This is a genomic window from Bradyrhizobium sp. LHD-71 (genome assembly GCF_031157255.1).
Classification (GTDB): domain Bacteria; phylum Pseudomonadota; class Alphaproteobacteria; order Rhizobiales; family Xanthobacteraceae; genus P52-10.
In genome coordinates, this window is record NZ_JAVIFX010000031.1 from 77,562 (window position 1) to 97,815 (window position 20,254).

Genomic DNA, 20,254 nt, shown 5'->3' on the forward strand with positions numbered 1-20,254 from the left:
AGCCGATGAGTGTCCCGGTTGTAACGTTCGCATCACCTTGCGGCGACCTCGTCCGCGAACGTTAGAACCAGGAGTGTGGTCCTGTTTCCACCAGCTCGCGGAGAGCCGCAATGACAGATGTTTCGGGCAGCGTTGCAATGGCGTCGCAGGGTATCCCTGGCCTGCGCGGCTTCCAGGTTCTCGGCCATAATGATCTGGCGAGGCTGGAAGCATTCTTCCTCGCATTCGATCTCGACCAGCGGCGCGAATATTTCGGCGGCGACGTCGCCGACACCGCGCTGCGCGACTACTGCAATGCAATTCGCTGGGGCGAGGCGACGATCATCGCACGATCCGGCCCCCACGGTCTGGAAGCGATCGCAATCGTGGCGGCAATCGCGCCGGACCAACGAGCCGCTGACCTGTCGATGGCCTGTCCGTCCGCGGGCGACCGCCAGCCGATCGTTGCCGACATGCTCGACCTCGCACTGATGGCGGCCTCGTTAAGTTACCGGCAGCTCATCGTCTATCATGACCATGCGATGCCCGAGCTTCTGTCGCTGCTGCGCGGATCGGGCTCGGCAAAGTTCGATGGCGACATTGTTCGCATCGACGTGCCGCTCGGTAATGCGAGGCTCGTGGCCTGCTAGCGGCTTTTCCTGCAACGGTGGCGCAGGGACCGGCGGCGCCGATCCCTGCTTGACGACTTACTGTCCGCGGTCCCCCCGCCTCAACGCCTTCAGCACGATCGCGGTCAGACCGCACGCAGCATAGGCCGCGGCGACCAGCGCCAGCCATCGATCGTTCAGGCTGACGAGCGCATAAAGCGACGTCGACATGTTGGTGCAGGTCCACAGTCCCCACGCCGGATACGACGTTGAGGATGCTATGGCGCTATCGACAGCGATGCGCCGCAGCTGCGGCATGTACGACGCCAGCCGCAGGCCGCTGCAAAAGATAAATCCAAACCAGGCGATGCTTGTCAGCATGGTTCTCTCCTCGATGGAGATGCACAGAGACCGCCCGGGTTCGGAAATCTGCTCTATCCGCAGGTGATGCGAGATGCGTTTGGGCCCGTGTCGTCAGGCCGGCGCCGGCGATCCGTGCGGACCTTCGCAGCCGAAAATCGTTCAGGCTTCATCCAATCGAATGATTTGTGAGCCCGCAGAAAGCATCAGGTTCGCGGCCTGTCCCGAACCGGGAACTCGCGGAGGAAGCCATGCTCTTTCCGGTCGCCCTGAGCGTAACGCTCCTGATCTTCGCCTTCACCACCCTGCCGAAAGTCGACACTGACGCGTCGAGGCCGGCCCACGAGACCACCGAACCTCATACGCAAATGCCGACCTTCCGATCGATCGATATGGACAAACCAAAAGCCATCAAAGTTCATGCGACCGAACCGTCTCTGAACGAGATCTCACGATGGCTGTCGGACAATTTCGACCTGCCGCATTCGGACAATTTGCCGCAAATTGAACGTGTCCCTGCCGCGCAACTGCATCGGCTGCGCTACAAGGGTCTGCTGCCGCCGCCGTCGCTTGCGATCGGCGGCGAACATGCGACCCCATACCTCGACCCGCAACGCGAGGTCGTCGCGATCTACAACGACTCAACCAGGACCATCTATCTGCGCGAGGACTGGACGGGCGACTCCGCAGCCGAACAATCGGTGCTGGTGCATGAAATGGTGCATCACCTGCAGAACGTGGCGGGACTGAAATATGAGTGCAGCGGCGCACGCGAAAAGCCTGCCTATCTGGCGCAGCACGAGTGGCTGAAGTTGCACGGCTTCGAACTCGAGACGACGTTCGACGTCGACATGTTTACGATCGTCGCGCTTTCGGCGTGCATGCACTAGGCTCGTTCCGGATCCACATCCGACGACAATATTCATTCGGCGTCATGCCGCGAACGCAGGGATCCCGTATCCCAGAGCGCCAGAGTTCAGATCGCTAACGCTGCGGCGTGCTGGATGCCCGCCTTCGCGGGCATCACGGCAAACTCATCATGCTTTAGTGATAGCTGCGCAGCTTTGCCAGCAGGACAATGACGGCGCATCCCAGCGCGAGCGAGAGCACCTTCCAGAACACCAGCGGATTGCGCTCCATAAGCGGCTTGAAGGATGAGCTCCGATAATTCTCCTTCGGATGGCGCAAATCGTGCAGATATTCCGACAGCGCTTCATAACGCTTGAAGGGATCCGGATGCACCGCCCGTTCGAGCACGTCATCGATCCAAGCGGGCACATCCCGGTTTGAGTCGCGCGCCGAGGCGTATCTCAGCCGCCGCTGTTGCGCTTTGGTGCGCGTTCGCGCCACCTGCGCGCCGTAAGGAAGCTTTCCGGTCAGCATCTGGTAGGTGATGACACCGAGCGAGAAGAGATCGGAGCGCGACGAGCCGCTTTCACCCAGAAAATACTCGGGCGCAGTGTATTGGGCCGTACCAAGAATGTCGTCACGCGCAAGCGGTGCCGCCTCGGCCACGCCCGCAACCCTGGTGGAACCGAAATCGATGATCTTCACCGTGCCGGCGCGATCGATCATGATGTTGTCCGGGCGGATGTCCTGATGCAGCATCTCCATCCGGTGAAACGCGCGCAGGCCCCTGGCCATCTGTTCGGTGATATCACGGACCGTCTCAAGGCTCGGCCTCGGATTGTCGATCATCCATTGGGTCAAAGTCTGCCCATCGACGAACTCCGTGACAATGTAGAGGAAGTTGCGCTTGCGCTCCTGCATGAGGGGCTTCAGCACATGCGCGCTGTCGATGCGCCGCGCGACCCACTCCTCCATCATGAAGCGCTTCAGATAAGCTTCGTCGCCGCGCAGATCGAGCGAGGGGATTTTGATGATGACTTGCGTATCTGTCTCGATGTCGACGGCGAGATAGATATGGCTGCGGCTCGAGCCATGCACCTGGCGGACAATCCTGTAGCCGTCGAACACCGTCCGCGCTTCGAGCAGCGGCGGCAGCGGCAGCTCGGATGCGGATCCGACAATCTCGCTCGCCTGCCCGTCCGGCACCTCGTCGATCCGCACGACCTGGACGGTCAGGTTATCGTCGCTGCCGCGGTTGTAGGCCTCCTGAACGATGCTGCAGGCAACGTTATCGAGGTCCGTGCCGCCCTCCCCGATCGCATTTGCGATGAAGCGGGAGCCCACATAGTCATACACCCCGTCGGTCGCGAGCACGAATACGTCACCCTTGACCACCGGCAACGCCTGATAGTCGATCTCGATCTGCGGGTTCACGCCCATCGCCCGACTGAGATAGCTCTGCTCCGACGAAATGATCACCCGATGATCGTTGGTGAGCTGCTCCAGCGAATGGCCGTTGAGCCGATAGATCCGCGAATCTCCGACATGAAAGATGTGCGCAGTGGCGGACTTGATCACCATGGCGCTCAGTGTGCAGACATAGCCCTTGTCCTTGTCATAGGAGTATTGGCTACGCCGTGTCTGCGAATGCAGCCACGAATTGGTGGCGGCGATCACCCGTTGCGCCGAGGTCTTCACCGACCAGGATTCCGAGGTGCAGTAGTAATCGGTGAGGAAGCCTTTGACGGTCGATTCGGCTGCGATCCGTCCGACACTGGAGGAGCTGATACCGTCGGCGAGCACGACCGCAATGCCTTTCAGGCCGAGCAAGGGCTCGCGCGGAATCAGTACGCCGTGAAAATCCTGGTTGGCCTCCTTGCGGCCCTTGTCGGAATGCTGCCCAACGGAGATTTTCAGTTCGCGCGGCATCGGATGCCAATACTCTCCGTGTCACAACGGGCATAGCCGTTCGAAGGTCTGGCCCTGCTTCACTCGCCCGGCACCTTGCCGCTCTGCTCCAGAAGACACGGCATCCTTGAGCGACATCACCGGGTCAAGTCCCGGCGATGTCATTGCTTGTGGTTCTGAGCCCGGCGCTCAGCGCGAGGCGAACGAGCGGCGCAGTGGTTCTGCTCCCACTTCCTGCAGTTCGCGCTTCGGCGCGGTGCGGACGTGCGTGGCATACAGCGTCAGCCCGGTGAACGACAGGCCGCCGACCAGGTTGCCGACCACGGTCGGGATCTCGTTCCAGATCAGGTAATCCATGATCGAGTATTTGCCGCCCATCAGCAGGCCCGACGGAAACAGGAACATGTTGACGATCGAGTGCTCGAACGTCATCGCGAAGAACACCATGATCGGCATCCACATGGCGATCACCTTGCCGGAAACCGTGGTGGAGATCATTGCGCCGACCACACCGGTCGAAACCATCCAGTTGCAGAGCACGCCGCGCACGAACAGCGTCAGCATGCCGGCCGCACCGTGCTGGGCATAGCCGAGCGTGCGTCCCTCGCCGATGCCGGCAATCACCTGGCCGACCTTGTCGGGCGGCGACGAGAAGCCGAAGGTGTAGACGATCGCCATCAGCAGCGCGACGGTGAATGCGCCCGCGAAATTGCCGATGAAAACCAGGCCCCAGTTGCGCAGAACACCTTTCAGCGTCACGCCGGGACGCTTGTCGATCAACGCCAGCGGCGTCAGCACGAACACACCGGTCAGAAGATCGAACCCGAGCAGGTACAGCATGCAGAAACCGACGGGGAACAGAATCGCGCCGATGATCGGATAGCCGGTCTGCACCGTGACCATCACCGCAAACGCCGCGGCAAGCGAAAGGATGGCGCCGGCCATATAGGCGCGGATCACCGTATCGCGACTGGACATAAAGATCTTGGACTCACCGGCGTCGACCATCTTGGTGACGAATTCCGAAGGTACGAGATAGGCCATTCAAAGTTCCCCTTTGATCCCTTAGGTAAAATGGAAATGCGGACGTTCACGGCGCCGCAGCAACACTCATGTCGAGATAGATCCGGCCGTTCTCGAGCTTGACCGGAAAGCTTCGCGCGCAGCCCTTGTCAGCACCGGTCGCCTCTCCGTCATCGAGATTGATGATCCAGTTGTGAAGCGGACACGTCACTTTGCGGCCGTGCACGATGCCGTCGCTCAACGGTCCGCCCTTGTGCGGGCAGCGGTTCTCGAGCGCGAACACCTCGTCGTTGGCTGTGCGGAAGATCGCGATTTCACGACGCGGCGTCTTCACCCGGCGCGAACCGCGTACGGGAATCTCCTGCAACGACCCCACGTCGAACCAGAAATCGGCGGTCTTTTGCGGCATAGCCGTTCGAAGAACGGCGTCGCTTCGCTCGCTTATGGCGTTCATTCGGCGGCTTCCGGCATGATGATGTTGAGAGCGGCGAGCGGCATGAACTCGTGGAGTTCGCGGCCTGCGGCGCGCTCGGCCCACGGGTCCCTGCGTACGGCGCGCTGCGACGCTTCGAAGCGCGCGACCAATGCGCGGCGGCCTTCGTGATCGTCCATGATCGCAGCGCGAATCTTCTCGATGCCAGTCTTTTCGACCCACTTGTAGACGCGATCGAGGTAGCCGGCCTGCTCGCGATAGAGCTGCATTACCGCCGCGACATGTTCGATCGCTTCCTCTTCCGTCGCCACATGGCCCAGCAGGTCCGTAGCGCGGACATGCAGTCCGGCCGCCCCGGCAATGTGGATGTCGTAACCGGACTCGACGCAGATGATGCCGATGTCCTTCACCGTGGCTTCAGCGCAGTTGCGCGGACAGCCCGAGACGGCGAGCTTGACCTTGTGCGGTGTCCAGGAGCCGCAAAGATATCGCTCCAGCTTGACACCAAGGCCGGTGGAATCCTGCGTTCCAAACCGGCACCACTCGCTGCCGACACAGGTCTTCACCGTACGCAGACCTTTGGCGTAAGCCTGACCCGACACGAGACCCGCAGCGTTGAGCTGCGCCCAGACCGCGGGCAGATCCTCTTTGCGTACCCCGAGCAGGTCGATCCGCTGGCCGCCGGTCACCTTGACGGTCGGGATCTTGAACTTGTCGGCGACATCGGCAATCGCACGCAGTTCGTCCGGCGTCGTCAGACCGCCCCACATCCGCGGCACGACGGAGAAGGTGCCGTCCTTCTGGATGTTGGCATGCACGCGCTCGTTGACGAAACGCGATTGCGGATCGTCGCGGTAGTCGAACGGCCATGCACACAACAGGTAGTAGTTGAGAGCCGGACGACAGGACGAGCAGCCGCACGAGGTTTTCCAGCCGAGTTCCTGCATGACGGCTGGAACGGACTTCAACTCTTTCGACAGAATAAAGCCGCGGACCTCCTCGTGCGTCAGGTCTGTGCACTTGCACATCGGCTTGCGCGCCGCCGCGGCGTAGCCAGCGCCAAGCGTCGCCATCAGCAGCGCTTCGACCTTCGAGGTGCACTGACCGCAGGAGGCGGACGCCTTGGTGCCGCTGCGCACATCGTCGATCGTCGTCAGGCCGCGCGCGGTGATCGCCTGGGTGATTGTCCCCTTGCAGACGCCGTTGCAGCCGCAGATTTCCGCATCATCCGACAGGTTCGCGACCAGGGTGACCGGATCGAGCGGCGCGCCGCCGCCCTGATAGGCCTGACCGAAGATCAGCGTGTCGTGCATCTTCGTGACGTCGGTCCCCTTTTTCAGGAGATCGAAATACCAGCCGCCATCTGCCGTATCGCCGTAGAGCACCGCGCCGACGATGCGATTATCACGCAGGACGACGCGCTTGTAGACGCCGCGTGACGGATCACGCAGCACGATCTCGTCCTTCTCGTCGCCTTCGGAAAAATCACCGGCCGAGAACAGGTCGACGCCGGTCACCTTCAGCTTGGTTGACGTGGCAGAGCCGGTATAGCCCGCCACCTCCTCGCCTGCGAGCGTTGCCGCCAGCGTCTTTGCCATGTCGTACAGCGGCGCCACGAGGCCGTAGCACTGTCCGCGATGCTCGACGCACTCGCCGACGGCGAAGATATTGTCGTCGCTGGTCTTCAGATGATCGTCCACCACGAGGCCGCGCTTGACCTCGAGGCCTGCATCTTTCGCAAGCGCGACGTTGGGACGAATGCCGACCGCCATCACGACGAGATCGGCAGGCAGCGTCCGGCCATCCTCAAGCCGCACCGCCTCGACCTTGCTGTCGCCGATAACGGCCTGAGTGTTGGCCGCGGTGAGGATCTCAATGCCGCGCTTCTCGATCGCACGCTGCAACAAGTAAGCGGCGTTGGGATCAAGCTGGCGTTCCATCAGCGTCGGCATCAGATGCACGACGGTGGTCTTCATGCCCTTGGTGGCGAGCCCGGCAGCCGCCTCGAGCCCGAGCAGGCCGCCACCGATCACGACGGCGCTCCCCCCGCCCGCTGCGGTAGCAAGCATCGCGTTCACGTCGTCGAGATCGCGGAACGTGACGACACCTGGCAGTTCGGCGCCCGGCACGGGAATGAGGATCGGCTTCGAACCCGTTGCGATGATCAACGCATCGTAAGGAACCGTGTCTCCCGCTTCAGTCCGAACCGTCCGCTGCGCGCGGTCAATCGCCACCACCGGCTCGCCCTTGCGCAGACTGATGTTGTGCTTTGCGTACCAGGCATCGTCGTGGACAATGATCGCGTCGAAGTCTTTCTCGCCGGCGAGTACCGGCGAGAGCATGATGCGATCGTAGTTGACGCGTGGTTCGGCGCCGAAAATGGTGACGTCGTAACGATCCGGCGCGCGCGCAAAAAGCTCTTCCAGTACGCGTCCGGCTGCCATCCCGTTGCCGACGACGACCAGCTTCTTCTTGATCGAGTGTTCTGCCTGCATTGCCATCCCGTTTTCCGACCGTGTCCGATGGAAAACAGGGACGTGCAGCCATACGACATGGCATCACGACGAGCGCGCCAAGCTTCCTTCAATCAAGGTGGCTTCGGGCTGTCCCTGCGCTTCGGCCGGCTCTGGCCAAAGCAATCCGGCGGACGGCGGTCGTCGTTGACTGAAATCTTTCTAAGCAAGCGATGTGCCAGCACCCATGAGCAGCACAATCCGCTGAAAACAAACGAGAATATTCTTAATCGCAGCCCCTGCGTGCGAAATCACCGCTGCTGCTTGTTTGTGCAACTGCTCAGGTGCATTGCAGCATGCTGCCTAGCGGGCTGGCAGGCACTATGCCGTCTGCAGTCGCATCGTCCGCGATGGCTGTGGCGGGAAGGCAAGCGCGATCAGCACGGCGCCGAATGCGACAGCGAACGAGCCGATATAAAGCCACGCGTAGGTGCCGAGATTATCGAACACCCAGCCGCCGGCCCACGGACCGAACGCCATGCCGATGCAGGACACCATCGTCGCCGCGCCCAGCACGGTCCCCATGATCTGCTGACCGAAATATTCGCGCGCCAGCACGGCGTAGAGCGGCATCACGCCGCCATAGGCGGTGCCGAACACGACTGCCAGCGCATAGAACTCGCCCAGCCTGCTGACGAACAGATACGAACCAATGGCGAGGGCCTGCACCAGCAGGCCGGCAACGAGCACGCGCTTGACGCCAAATCGATCGGCAAGAATGCCGAGCAGCAGCCGGCCGCCGAGACCGGCCAGTCCCTCGACGCTGTAGATGCTGACCGCAGCCATCGCCGGAATGCCGCAGATCATGGCGTAGCTCACCATATGAAAGATGGGGCCCCAGTGCGCCGAGCAGCACAACGCAAAGGTGGCCGTGAGCACGATGAATTGCGGAGAACGAAAGGCCGCCGCGACCGACATGCCGCCATCGCCCGCCGACTCCGGTGCAGCGGTTGCGTCGGCTGCCGCAGCGGTTGGCGGCACAGCGGCGGTCGGACGACGCACCAGCATCCCGGCCGGGATCAACAGCACCCACGCGCCGATGCCGATCATCAGCATGGCAAACTGCCAGTCGTAAGCCGAGATCAGCCAGCGCGCGAATGGCGAGATCGTCATCGGCGCCACGCCGACGCCCGCCGACACCAGCGACACCGCGAGGCTGCGATGCGTATTGAACCACATGGTGGTCGCTGAAATCAGCGGTGCGAAGAAAGCACCGGACGCAACGCCGACGAGAACGCCGTAAGTCAATTGGAATTCAAGCAGCGACGTGGCGCGGCTCGCAAGCACGAGTCCCAGGCCGAGCAGAGCCGAACCGGCCAGCACCACGGGACGCGGGCCGAAGCGATCGCTCGCCGCTCCCCAGGCAAACGACGCGATGCCCATGGCGAGGAAGTCCAGCGTCATCGCGCTCGAGATGCCGGTGCGCGACCATCCCGTTGCCGCCGCCATCGGATCAAGAAACACCGCCAGCGAAAACATCGCGCCGACGGCGACGCATGTCATCAATGCTCCGATAGCGACAAGCAGCCAGCGATAGGACAAGATCATATCTCGGCATTCCCGTTTTCGCGGAACAGCAGTTCGATGTAGCGCCGCAGATGGTCGACGGAGTCGGCCGCAACCTTCGCCTGCCCCTCCGCCTTGGCGAGGATGAAAGCGCCCTGCAGAACCACTTGCGTATGGCGCGCGAGGCTCGTTGCCGTCCAATCCGACCGGACGCGATACTTGCGCATTGCCGCGGTGATCACCGGCGTCAGCCAGGCCGTATGCTCCGCAATCGCGCGCTCGCACGCGTCGCTCAGATTCGGATGCGTCGCGTACGTCTCCTGGATCACGGTGCCCGCGAAGCACGTGTAATTGGCTGCATCGCCTCCGAGCAGCGACTTGCGAAAGTCGATATAGGCTAGGATGCGCTCGAGCGGATCGGCGATGTCGTTGAACTCGGCGCGGTTGAACAAGCGTTCGGCCTTTTCGCGCCAATGGTCGGCCGCAGCCAGCGCCAGATCTTCCTTGCTGTCGAAATGGTGAAAGAAGCTGCCCTTGGTGACCCCTGCTTCGGCGCAAACGTCTTCGACCCTGGTCGCGGAATAACCCTTCCTGCGCACGACCGTCAGCGTCGCGTCGAGCAGCTTTGTCTTCGACTGATGAGGCGCCTCGGGCATGGTCACAGCCTCCCGCCGCCTCCATACCCACTAGTTGGTATGGAGTCAAGCTTGCAAACTGCAAACTGAGCGATCGGGAATCGGGTGGGTGCATGGCAGTGAATTTCCTAGGTGAGCATCACCGGCCGCAAAGGCTGTCGCAGCAACACGTCGGGCAAGTTGAGAGGTGCGCGATGGGATCAACCGTCGAGCGAAATCCATTCGGCGTCATGGACGTCCCGGATCCTTATGATGCGGCGGTGATCGAATTTGCCGCAAAAACCAGCCTCGACGGCGAATCCGACGATGATAACGCCACGTCCTGGATCAGCCGTGGCCAACACCCCTCCTTTGCAACGATTGAGGGACACTGGGAGAGCCGGTGGAACGGCGGCGCCGATCCCACGATCCCGGGCGACAGCGCCGACAAATGGAAACAAGGTGCAGGCGAACTGAAGATCGTGCGCGACCATGTGTATCTGAGGTTTGACTGGCACATCGGCGCACGCAAGGGCCTGATCGAGGCGAGACGCGACGGCGCAAGGCGGCTCGTTGGCAAGTACATCAATCTGACCGACCCGAAGATCACGCGCCCCTGGATCGGATTGATCGTGAGCAACGACCGGATCGACGGCTGCTTTCCGGAGGGGCGGCTTGATTTTCGCAGATGACCCTTTCATCGCCGCGCGTTCGCTTGTCTTCGCCCCGCCGATGATTGTAATTGACAATGAGGCCTGGAAAGCGCGTGCTGGGCTGGTGACAACCTGAGCTCGGCGCGATCGGGCCAAAATCGACGGATGCCCTGTTTTGATCGTAACCATGAAGACGTTTGCGTGTGTCGCGCTTGCAGCCGCGCTCGGCAGCAGCTCCGTGTTTGCAGCCACCACCGAGTGCCGGTTCATCCAGTCGCGGAAGGAGCGCAACGCCTGTTACGATCAGCAGAGCGCCGCCAGGCAAAAGGCCGGCTCCGAGGGCACGAAGTCGGTCGACCCCATCGACGGCATGAAGTCCGAAGATGATCGGCTGACCAGACGCCTGCAGGGCATCTGCAAGGGCTGCTAAGCGCAACCGCGCTTCGACCGAATCGGCGTGATTCGCCTCCCTGCTCTCGGCCGCATCTCGCAGCAACCGATTCCGGCGGAATGACAGCACCGTGATGTCATTCCCGCCAAAGCATGTTTCCTGGCGGCGGCCGATATGGCCGCCTTTTTTCATCCCGCACGGTCGATCGGCCACGGCCTCCTACGTTCGGAGGACGCCCGCGCCACCCACGTCCCTACTGTCAGCTCCAAACAAGGACGAACAGAGAGGACGATCATGCGCTCCAACGACACTTTTCTGCCCGGCAACGATAGCGAACTGATCGCCAGGTGGCGGCGATGCCTGGTTCTGATCTATGCGACGATCCTGGTCGGCGTGTTGTCAGCCGTCCTGGTTGCGTTATCGCTGGGCACGGACAGGGGGGAAACCGTCCGTCAAGGCGAGCACCACGTCGTCAGCGGCGCATGTCTCCGCCAGCCAAATGTTTGGACGCTGAGAGAGCGAACCTGTATGCCGTGATCTGCACGCGCGCGTCGAAGGGATGACACGACGGCCGTCTCAATGTCATCATCTTCCGTCGCAGAAGCTGTTTCGTTGGTAACAGCAGCAACACCAGCATTCCGGTAAGCGGCATCCTCATACGCGAGGAGGCACTGATGACGATAGCGATACGGCCCGCGACCGCGCAAGACCAGGAACAGATTCTCGCTCTGGCGCGCGGCGAACGGGTGAAACCATTCGGACTATATTGGCCAAATTTCATCGTCGCCGAGCGGGATCACCGCATTATCGGTGCCGTGCAATTGCGGACACACCGCGACGGTTCCTATGAACTCGGGAGCCTCGTGGTGGAAACGCAGTCTCGCGGACAAGGCGTCGCCGCCCGCCTCATCGACATGCGCCTCGCGGACAAGAATGGACGCATCCTGATCATCACGGGCCGAAGATACGCGAACCACTACGGTCGCTGGGGCTTCAGGCGCATCAAGCCGAGTGAGGCGCCACCATGCATCAAGTGGAATTACTGGATGGGGCATCTCGGCGGAGGACTGATCTCGGTCATCCAGCGTCGCAGCTTCAATCCGCTTGCAGTGCTCGATCGGCCAGCACTCGCAGATCACAGTCGTTAGCTGCCGATCCGTCCGACCACCGCCGCGTCGAGCCTTTCAAAACGGGGGCACCCATGACCAACATCGAACTTTTTGTTGCCGAGCTCTGCCCGTTCGCCGCGCGAGCCCGCCTGGTTCTGGCTGAGAAGCATATTTCCGCGACGGAGATCGAGGTCGACCTGCGGCAGAAACCAGGTTGGTTTCTGGAGATCTCACCAAACGGCAAGGTGCCTCTGCTGCGCCATGACGGCAAGCTCGTTTCGGAGGCCACCATTATCGCCGAATACGTGGAAGAGGCGTTCTCCAAGCATCGACTTCTTCCCGGACAGCCGCATGCACGCGCGCAAGCAAGAGCGTGGGTGAGCTTCGCCGACAACCGTCTCTACGCAAAGACAGAAGTCCTGCTGCACAGCTTCGATTCAGATATGCACGGGCCAATTGCCGCAAAACTCGCCGACGACCTTCGCTTTCTGGAAGAGCGGGGGCTTGCCAACCCTGCACGCACCGGCCCCTACCTGTTGGGCGCGGAGTTCAGTCTCGCGGATCTTGCATTGTACCCGTGGTTCGAGCAGGTGGCGGTGCTCGAGCGATACCGCAGCTTTCACTTTCCCCGCGAGTGCCAGCGTCTTCTCGCCTGGCAGGAAGCCGTTGCTGACCGGGCGGCGGTGCGCGCCGTCGGCAAGCCAGCGCAATTCTACCTTGAGCGGTATGCGCGGCTGCTCAGATCAGCGACGGCGTGAATCGCATTGAAGCGCGCGCTATCATGCGCACCGCGTTCCGGGCACAGCCTTCCGGCCTGGCTCGCTTCGTGGCCGATCTCAGTGAATATCTCGATACCTATCGAACGCCGAGCGCTGATGCCCTCACCAATCTTAAGCAAATCAATACGGTCTGACTGTACCCTGCTCGTCATATACTTGCGTCAGTTCGTTGAATCATTCTGCAACAAGTCGAGCAAAGCCGATGGTTTGGGGCTCGAGGAAAAGCCAGCGGATCGCGTTTCAGCGCGGCATCGAGGCCCGCATGGTGGCCATTGACGGCACCTGGAGCAGGCGCTGCCAGGTTGCGGATATCTCCACGACCGGTGCCCGGCTGATTGTCGAGGAAGCGGTCGGCGGACTCCGCATCAAGGAGTTCTTCCTCGCGCTGTCGACCATGGGCCGCGTCTGGCGGCGCTGTGAACTCGTCCGCGTCAACGGCGACGAGCTCGGCGTCAAATTCCTGAAAGCAAGCGCTCCCCGCGAGAGTGGCGAGCGGCAGCAAGGCAACGCGCACCTTCACGATGACCCCGCATGAGGCTTCTCATGTGCGGGCGATGTCTCACCGCCGAACAGCGAAGAAGGCGAGTTCGAGGCAGCCGGTTTCTCGGACTGCTCGCGCCGCAGGCGTGATCGTCGATACGGCAATGCCCCCTTGCAGCACACGCCCTTGTTGGGGCCGGTGAAATCGGCCTAATGGCGCAAGCGAGGGAGGTCACTCGCAGCCGTGCCATTGGGAGGAACATCATGAAGGGCCCAGAAGACGATGCCGGCCTGTCCGGCAAGGTCGCAATCCTGAGCGGCGGTGGAGCGGCCGGCGACGGCATCGGCAATGGGCGAGCGGCAGCGATCCTTCTCGCCCGCGCCGGCACCAAAGTGCTGGTGGCCGATCGCGACATCAAGCTCGCCGAGCGGACCATGGAGATGATCGCGGCCGAGGGCGGCACGGCGGCGGCCGAAGCCTTTGACGCCACCAGCGAAGCCGAATGCAAGCGGCTCGTCGATGCTGCCGTCGATCGTTGGGGCCGCCTCGATTTCCTCGACAACAACATCGGCATCGGCAGCCGCGGCAGCGTGGTGGCGGAGAAGCCGGAGGAGTTCCGCCGCGTCATGCAGGTCAATGTCGAGACCATGTTCCTTCTGTCGAAGCATGCGATCCCGGCTATGATCAAGACCTCCAAGGGCGGTGCGATCGTCAACATCTCGTCGATCTCGGCGTTGCGGCCGCGCGGACTCACCACCTACACGACCTCGAAGGCCGCGGTGATCGGCCTGACCCAGGCCATGGCGGTGGATCATGGCCGGGACAACATCCGCGTCAACTGCATCTGCCCCGGTCCGATGTACACGCCGATGGTCTACGCCCGCGGCATGAGCGACGCTGCACGCACCCAGCGCGCGAAAGCATCGGTGCTGAAAACCGAAGGCACCGGCTGGGATGTCGGCCACGCGGTGCGGTTCCTGCTCTCCGACCATGCCCGCTACATCACCGGACAGGTGCTAGTGGTGGACGGCGGCGTCACGTTGCAGGGACCGGAGCGGGATTCCGTGGATCACTGATGTCGCCGACAGGGCGAGGAACGCCAGCGACGAAGCAAGCCGACTTTCAAACAGACGGGACCGCTTCGTTTCGCGCGCGAAGATGCCCGGTCTGATTTTCGCCTCAACAACAAAACGAGGAAACGAACAAAATGGCCCGCCTTCCCTATCTCGAGCCCGATCAGGTCGCAGAGCAATATCGCGATATGCTCAAGCGCAACACCAACCTGCACAAACTGCTCGTCAACTCGCCGGACATGGCACGCGCGTTCTCAGGCCTCGGCGGCTACATCCGCCACGGCAGCAAGCTCGACCCGCGCCTGCGCGAGCTCGCAATCCTGCAGGTCGGCTGGATCGAGAAGTCCGAATACGAATTCACTCACCACGTGAAGATCGGCAAGGAGTTCGGCGTCACGGATGCGGACATCGAGGGGCTCATCGCCGAAACCGCGGGCAAACCCTCGAAGCTGGACCCGCTCGCAAAGGCCGTCTTGAAGGGCGCCCGCGAAATGGTCCGCAACCTCGCCATGTCGGAGGCGACCTTCGCCGAGATCAAGAAGGAGCTGTCGGACGAGCACATGGTCGACCTGGTCCTGACCATCGCCTTCTATTGCGGCGTCGTGCGCGTACTCGCGACGATGCAGATCGACAACGAACCGTATTATAAAGAGGTGCTGCAGCAGTACCCGATCCCTGGAGTGAAGTGACATGCGCCTGAAAGATCGTATCGCCATCGTCGTCGGCGCCGGGCAGAGCCCCGGAGAAGGCATCGGTAACGGTCGCGCCACTGCACTGACCTTCGCGCGCGAAGGCGCCAAGGTGTTGTGCGTGGACCATAACCTCGCCTCGGCGCAGGAGACCGCCGCCATGATCGTTGAAAAGCAAGGCACCGCGGTTGCCTTCAAGGCGGACGTGACAAAGCCTGCCGAGATCAAGGCGATGGTCGCTGAGGCACACGGCCGCTGGGGCCGCATCGACGTCCTGCACAATAATGTCGGCGTCAGCCTTTCCGGCGGCGACGCCGAGCTCGACAAGATCACCGAGGAGGCGTTCGATCGCTGCGTCGCGATCAATCTGAAAAGCTGCATTCTCGCAGCCAAGCACGTGATCCCGATCATGCGCGAGCAGAAGAGCGGCGCGATCATCAACATCTCGTCGATGGCGGTGATCACCACCTACCCTTACGTCGCCTACAAGGCGACGAAGGCGGCAATGGTCGCCTTCACCGAACAGCTTGCCTATCAGAACGCGCAGTATGGCATCCGCGCCAACGTGATCCTGCCGGGACTGATGAACACGCCGATGGCTGTCGACACCCGCGCTCGCGAGTTCAGCAAGACCCGTGCCGAGGTCGAGGCAGAGCGGGATTCCAAAGTGCCGCTGCGAAAGAAGATGGGCACTGGATGGGACGTCGCCAACGCCGCGCTGTTCCTGGCCTCGGACGAGGCAAGCTTCATCACCGGCGTGACACTGCCGGTCGACGGCGGCGCAAGCGTCAGACGAGGCTAGTGTCCGGTTTCTGACGCTCGCCCCGGCCACGAGGCCTTCGTGCGGGCGTCAGAAACAACGGGACCGGCAAATTTGTATTCAAATGCGGGGTCTGTTTCTGACGTTCCGATGAAGAGTTTTGCCGCAAGGATGACCGCAGAAGCACCAGACCAGGACGCGCAAGCCTCGTCGACCACGTCGGACAACGAGACAGATGGCCCAGCAGCCGCAACGAGACAACGAGGGTGTGGACGTCCTCATCGTCGGCGCTGGACCGACGGGCCTGATGCTGGCCAATCAGCTCGTGCGACGAGGCATCAAGCCGCTGGTCATCGACCGGCACTCCGGCCCGGCGCAGCAGACCCGCGCGATGGCTGTTCAGGCGCGAACGCTCGAGATCTACGCTCACATGGGCATTATCGACGAGGCGCTCTCACTCGGGGCGATCGCGGCCGCTTTCGACGTGTGGGCGGACGGACAATGGAGAGCGCGCATCCCGTTCGGCGACATCGGCCAGGATCTCAGCCCGTTTCCCTTTGTGCTGATGCTGGGCCAGGACGACAACGAACGCATTATGGGCGCCAGCCTCGGCCGCCAGGGCGTGGCGATTGCATGGAATACCGAGCTCACGGCGCTTGAGCAGAAGCCGGCGCAGGTCGAGGCGACGCTGAAGCAGGCCGACGGCTCCATGCGCACGGTCAACGCCAAGTGGCTGGCCGGCTGTGACGGGGCGCATAGTGCGGTGCGTGAATTGAACGGGATCGGATTTCCGGGCGCGCCCTACGAGCACACGTTCTTCGTCGCCGACACCACGGCGACAGGATCAATGAAGCCTGGCGAGCTCAACGTCTATCTATGGAAAGATGGCTTTCATCTGTTCTTTCCCATGCGCGGCCAGGATCACTGGCGGGTGATCGGCATCCTCCCGGAGCAGTTGCGGCAAAGGGACGACGTCGACTTCGACGAGATCGCGCCGGCGATCCAGCGCGAGACCGCGAGCGATCTGAGCTTTCAGGACTGCAGCTGGTTTTCGACCTACCGGATTCATCATCGCGCCGCCGAGCGCTTTCGCGACCAGCGCTGCTTCCTGCTTGGCGACGCGGCGCACATCCACAGCCCGGCCGGCGGACAGGGTATGAACACCGGCCTGCAGGATGCCTACAACCTCGCATGGAAGCTTGCGCTCGTCGTGCAAGGTCGCGCCGACGACAGACTGCTCGACAGCTATGAACAGGAGCGCGTGCCGGTCGCGAAACGCCTGCTGCAGACGACGGACCAGGCGTTCCAGCTGATCGTTTCCGACAGCTGGCTGGCCTCGTTGTTCCGGACCAAGCTAATCGCGCGAGTTGCAGCGGCGGCAATGAACTTCCGCAGCGTTCGCCGTTTCGCGTTCCGAACCGTCTCGCAGATCGGCATCCGCTATCCGCAGAGCGCCTTAACCAAGGTCGCGACCGGTATGCCGGAAGACGCGCCCGCACCGGGCGACCGTTTCCCGTGGCTCAAGCTCGCGCTCAATGACAACGACGGCGCCCGAGATCTCTACCAGGCGCTGGACGACAGACGTTTCAATCTGCTCGTGTTCGGACAATCACCGTCAGGATTGCAAGATAGCTTCGACGACCTGGTGACCGTTCATAGAGTCCCGGAGAGCAAGGCCAACGACGCAGAGCTGACGCACGCCCGCATCCCTAGCCCGTCCTTCTATCTCCTGCGCCCGGACGGACACGTCGGACTTGCCGGCCCGGGCTTCGACGGCCAGGCCGTCTCACGCTACCTCTCCGAGAACGTGCATCTGAAGGCGCAAGTCGTCGCTGGCTAAGCGTCATTGCGAGGCATGGCCGTTCGAAGAACGGCGTCGCTTCGCTCCTCAGACTGGATTGCTTCGCTTCGCTCGCAATGACGACGGTTGTCCGCGTGCGCCCGCCTACATCATGCTCAGCTCGTGGCGGCCGACGACCATCCAGTGCACTTCGTCGGGGCCGTCGGCGAACCGCAGGTGCCGCACGTCCGTGTACATCTCGGCAAGTGGCGTCCAGTTGGAGATGCCCGTCGCACCATGCATCTGAATCGCCTGGTCGATGATCTTGCAGGCCCGTTCCGGCACCATGGCCTTCACCATGCTGACCCACACCCGCGCTTCCTTGTTGCCAAGCACGTCCATCGCCTTGGCGGCCTTCAGCACCATCAGCCGCATCGCCTCGATCTCGCAACGCGCCTGCGCGATGATCTGCAGGTTGCCGCCGAGATGCGCGATCTGCTTGCCGAACGCCTGGCGCGTGAGTCCGCGCGTGACCATCAGGTCGAGCGCCTTCTCCGCCTTGCCGATCGTGCGCATGCAGTGATGGATCCGGCCCGGGCCGAGACGCACCTGCGAAATCTCGAAGCCGCGGCCTTCGCCCAGCAGGATGTTCTCCTTCGGCACCCGCACATTGTTGAAGCGGATGTGCATGTGGCCACGCGGGGCGTGATCGTGACCGAATACATGCATCGGCCCGATGATCTCGACGCCTGGCGTGTCCTTCGGCACGAGAATCTGCGACTGCTGCTTGCTCGGCGGCGCATCGGGATTGGTCTTCACCATCACGATCATGATCTTGCAACGCGGATCGCCGGCGCCGGAAATGTAATATTTCTCGCCGTTGATCACGTATTCGTCGCCGACGAGCTTCGCCGTCGTCGACACGTTCTTGGCGTCCGACGAGGCAACGTTCGGCTCGGTCATGACGTAGGCGGAACGGATTTCGCCATTGAGCAGCGGCTTCAGCCACTTCTCCTTCTGCTCCTTGGTGCCGATGCGCTCGAGCACTTCCATGTTGCCAGTGTCCGGCGCGGCGCAGTTCATTGTCTCCGAGGCCATCGGGCTCTTGCCGAGCTCGGCGGCAATGTAGGCATAGTCGAGATTCTTCAATCCCTCACCGGTGTGCGCGTCCGGCAGGAAGAAGTTCCACAAGCCTTCGGACTTGGCCTTGTCCTTGGCCTTCTGCAGGACCTCGAGCTGACCCGGCGCGAAGCTCCAGCGGTCGGCCTTGTCCTTGCCGAGCCGCATGAATTCCGCCGCCATCGGATCGACTGTTTCCCTGATGAACCGGCGGACATGGTCGTAAAGCGGCCGAACGCCGTCGGACATGCGCAGATCGTTCAGTTCGTCGCCGGGATTCAAACCGTAGCTGGTCCTTCGGGCGGTGACGGCGATGTTCATTTTTCAGTTCCCTCGGTTGGGATTTGTTGGTGCGCGGATGGCACGGGAGATGATCGAGGCCGATGTTACGAAAGAGCCCCCGCAGGCACAAGCAGACACGCACCACACCAATTTCGCTGTGCGATCCAACGTCAAGCCAATAGACGAGCTTGTTGCGGCGAATGAGGCAGCGGTAGAATAAGACAGACTGGCGACATTCGGGACGGAAGGACGACTGCCTTGCATATTCTCATTCTTGGCGCCGCGGGAATGCTCGGGTGCAAACTGACGGAGCGCCTCTTGCGGGATGGCCGACTCGGCCGCCACGAGATCTCGAAGATCACGCTTCAGGATGTGGTCTCACCGCGGCCGACCGCCGCTGCTATCCCGCTCGATGTCATTGCAGGTGATTTCGTCGGCGCGGATGCGGCGGCGGCGCTGGTCGCAAGCCGACCGGACGTCATTTTCCATCTGGCTGCGATCGTCTCCGGTGAAGCGGAGGCCGATTTCGAGAAAGGCTATCGCATCAACCTCGACGGAACGCGATATCTGTTCGAAGCCATTCGTGCTGTCGGCGACGGCTATCGACCGCGGCTCGTCTTCACGTCGTCGATCGCTGTATTCGGTGCACCGTTCCCCGCAGCGATCGGCGATGAATTCCTCAATGCGCCATTGACGAGCTACGGCACCCAGAAGGCCATCTGCGAACTGCTGCTTGTCGACTATACCCGACGCGGCTTCCTTGACGGCGTCGGCATCCGGCTGCCGACGATCTGCGTGCGCCCCGGAAAACCCAACAAGGCCGCGTCGGGCTTCTTCTCGAATATCATTCGCGAACCGCTGGCCGGCGAAAACGCCGTGCTGCCGGTCGGCGACGATATCCGCCACTGGCATGCCTCGCCGCGCTCGGCCATCGCGTTCCTCACGCACGCAGCAAGCTTCGACGCAGCACAGCTTGGAGCGCGGCGGAACCTCAACATGCCCGGCCTGTCCGTCACCGTCGGTGAGCAGATCGCAGCACTTGCCAATGTTGCCGGGCCCTCCGTCGTCGCGCGCATTCGCCGCGAACCCGACGCGTCCATCGCCACCATCGTCGAAGGCTGGCCGCGCAACTTCAAAGCGGAACGCGCGAGCAAACTCGGTTTCGCCGCGGCGGAAACCAGCTTCGAGGATATCATCCGCATCCACATCGAGGATGAGCTCGGCGGCTCCTTCGTGCACTAGTGTCCCGAATCCGAAGTTCGCTATACTTTGCAGCGAGCTCAGAGCGAACTTCGGATTCGATCAGGACACTAGCAAGTTTATGATTCTAGTGTCGTTTATGGAT

At 62.2% G+C, this 20,254-nt stretch carries 21 protein-coding genes; 13 read left to right on the top strand and 8 right to left on the bottom strand.

Going from position 1 to position 20,254, the window contains the following annotated elements:
• Window positions 1-110: 110 nt before the first annotated feature.
• Window positions 111-629, top strand: coding sequence for a hypothetical protein (locus tag RCO31_RS28290; RefSeq protein ID WP_308971707.1), 519 nt, complete (start codon window positions 111-113; stop codon window positions 627-629).
• 57 nt (window positions 630-686) lie between these two features.
• Here the strand turns inward: RCO31_RS28290 and RCO31_RS28295 are convergent, their stop codons facing one another.
• Window positions 687-968 carry a hypothetical protein gene (locus RCO31_RS28295; protein WP_308971708.1) on the bottom strand — a complete coding sequence of 94 codons (282 nt, stop codon included), beginning with the start codon at window positions 966-968 and terminating at the stop codon, window positions 687-689.
• A 230-nt stretch (window positions 969-1,198) separates the two neighbouring features.
• Here RCO31_RS28295 and RCO31_RS28300 point away from each other — a divergent pair, with 230 nt between their 5' ends.
• Entirely contained in the window at window positions 1,199-1,837 is a 639-nt protein-coding gene (locus RCO31_RS28300; protein WP_308971709.1) for a DUF6647 family protein, read from the top strand.
• Between the two features lie 154 nt (window positions 1,838-1,991).
• Here the strand turns inward: RCO31_RS28300 and RCO31_RS28305 are convergent, their stop codons facing one another.
• The 6 genes from RCO31_RS28305 to RCO31_RS28330 all read right to left on the bottom strand — a co-directional run bounded on the left by RCO31_RS28305 (window position 1,992) and on the right by RCO31_RS28330 (window position 9,835).
• Window positions 1,992-3,725, bottom strand: a complete 1,734-nt coding sequence (locus RCO31_RS28305) for a protein kinase (protein WP_308971710.1) — start codon at window positions 3,723-3,725, stop codon at window positions 1,992-1,994.
• Between the two features lie 168 nt (window positions 3,726-3,893).
• Window positions 3,894-4,748, bottom strand: a complete 855-nt coding sequence (locus RCO31_RS28310; protein ID WP_308971711.1) for a formate/nitrite transporter family protein — start codon at window positions 4,746-4,748, stop codon at window positions 3,894-3,896.
• Between the two features lie 46 nt (window positions 4,749-4,794).
• Window positions 4,795-5,136: a nitrite reductase small subunit NirD gene (gene nirD, locus RCO31_RS28315; RefSeq protein WP_308971730.1), complete on the bottom strand. Its 342-nt coding sequence runs from the start codon at window positions 5,134-5,136 to the stop codon at window positions 4,795-4,797.
• 41 nt (window positions 5,137-5,177) lie between these two features.
• A complete protein-coding gene (gene nirB / locus RCO31_RS28320) occupies window positions 5,178-7,637 on the bottom strand; it encodes a nitrite reductase large subunit NirB (RefSeq protein WP_308971731.1) in 2,460 nt (819 codons plus the stop codon).
• A gap of 357 nt (window positions 7,638-7,994) precedes the next feature.
• Window positions 7,995-9,221, bottom strand: coding sequence for an MFS transporter (locus RCO31_RS28325; RefSeq protein WP_308971712.1), 1,227 nt, complete (start codon window positions 9,219-9,221; stop codon window positions 7,995-7,997).
• Window positions 9,218-9,835 (bottom strand): TetR/AcrR family transcriptional regulator, encoded by a 618-nt coding sequence (locus RCO31_RS28330; RefSeq protein WP_308971713.1) that lies wholly within the window; start codon window positions 9,833-9,835, stop codon window positions 9,218-9,220. Before RCO31_RS28330 ends, RCO31_RS28325 begins: the two co-directional genes overlap by 4 nt.
• Window positions 9,836-10,008: 173 nt before the next feature.
• Here RCO31_RS28330 and RCO31_RS28335 point away from each other — a divergent pair, with 173 nt between their 5' ends.
• From RCO31_RS28335 to RCO31_RS28380, 10 genes are all read left to right on the top strand, one after another.
• Entirely contained in the window at window positions 10,009-10,485 is a 477-nt protein-coding gene (locus RCO31_RS28335) for a hypothetical protein (RefSeq protein WP_308971714.1), read from the top strand.
• A 148-nt stretch (window positions 10,486-10,633) separates the two neighbouring features.
• Window positions 10,634-10,876, top strand: coding sequence for a hypothetical protein (locus RCO31_RS28340; RefSeq protein WP_308971715.1), 243 nt, complete (start codon window positions 10,634-10,636; stop codon window positions 10,874-10,876).
• Window positions 10,877-11,511: 635 nt separating this feature from the next.
• Window positions 11,512-11,985 (top strand): GNAT family N-acetyltransferase, encoded by a 474-nt coding sequence (locus RCO31_RS28345; RefSeq protein WP_308971716.1) that lies wholly within the window; start codon window positions 11,512-11,514, stop codon window positions 11,983-11,985.
• Window positions 11,986-12,038: 53 nt separating this feature from the next.
• A complete protein-coding gene (locus tag RCO31_RS28350; protein ID WP_308971717.1) occupies window positions 12,039-12,704 on the top strand; it encodes a glutathione S-transferase family protein in 666 nt (221 codons plus the stop codon).
• Window positions 12,701-12,859, top strand: a complete 159-nt coding sequence (locus RCO31_RS28355; RefSeq protein ID WP_308971718.1) for a hypothetical protein — start codon at window positions 12,701-12,703, stop codon at window positions 12,857-12,859. The genes RCO31_RS28350 and RCO31_RS28355 overlap by 4 nt, the downstream gene beginning before the upstream one ends.
• Before the next feature lie 68 nt (window positions 12,860-12,927).
• A complete protein-coding gene (locus RCO31_RS28360) occupies window positions 12,928-13,260 on the top strand; it encodes a PilZ domain-containing protein (protein WP_308971719.1) in 333 nt (110 codons plus the stop codon).
• A gap of 209 nt (window positions 13,261-13,469) precedes the next feature.
• The gene (locus tag RCO31_RS28365; RefSeq protein ID WP_308971720.1) at window positions 13,470-14,282 is read left to right on the top strand and encodes an SDR family NAD(P)-dependent oxidoreductase; all 813 of its coding nucleotides are present in this window, start codon (window positions 13,470-13,472) and stop codon (window positions 14,280-14,282) included.
• A 131-nt stretch (window positions 14,283-14,413) separates the two neighbouring features.
• Entirely contained in the window at window positions 14,414-14,968 is a 555-nt protein-coding gene (locus RCO31_RS28370; RefSeq protein WP_308971721.1) for a carboxymuconolactone decarboxylase family protein, read from the top strand.
• Between the two features lies 1 nt (window position 14,969).
• Complete coding sequence (locus tag RCO31_RS28375; protein WP_308971722.1) at window positions 14,970-15,770, top strand: SDR family NAD(P)-dependent oxidoreductase; 801 nt, start codon at window positions 14,970-14,972, stop codon at window positions 15,768-15,770.
• Between the two features lie 193 nt (window positions 15,771-15,963).
• Window positions 15,964-17,568: an FAD-dependent monooxygenase gene (locus RCO31_RS28380; protein ID WP_308971723.1), complete on the top strand. Its 1,605-nt coding sequence runs from the start codon at window positions 15,964-15,966 to the stop codon at window positions 17,566-17,568.
• Window positions 17,569-17,673: 105 nt separating this feature from the next.
• Here the strand turns inward: RCO31_RS28380 and RCO31_RS28385 are convergent, their stop codons facing one another.
• The gene (locus RCO31_RS28385; protein ID WP_308971724.1) at window positions 17,674-18,948 is read right to left on the bottom strand and encodes an acyl-CoA dehydrogenase family protein; all 1,275 of its coding nucleotides are present in this window, start codon (window positions 18,946-18,948) and stop codon (window positions 17,674-17,676) included.
• 219 nt (window positions 18,949-19,167) lie between these two features.
• On the opposite strand from RCO31_RS28385, the gene denD reads away from it, so the two are divergent.
• Window positions 19,168-20,151: a D-erythronate dehydrogenase gene (gene denD / locus RCO31_RS28390; protein WP_308971725.1), complete on the top strand. Its 984-nt coding sequence runs from the start codon at window positions 19,168-19,170 to the stop codon at window positions 20,149-20,151.
• Window positions 20,152-20,254 lie beyond the last annotated feature (103 nt).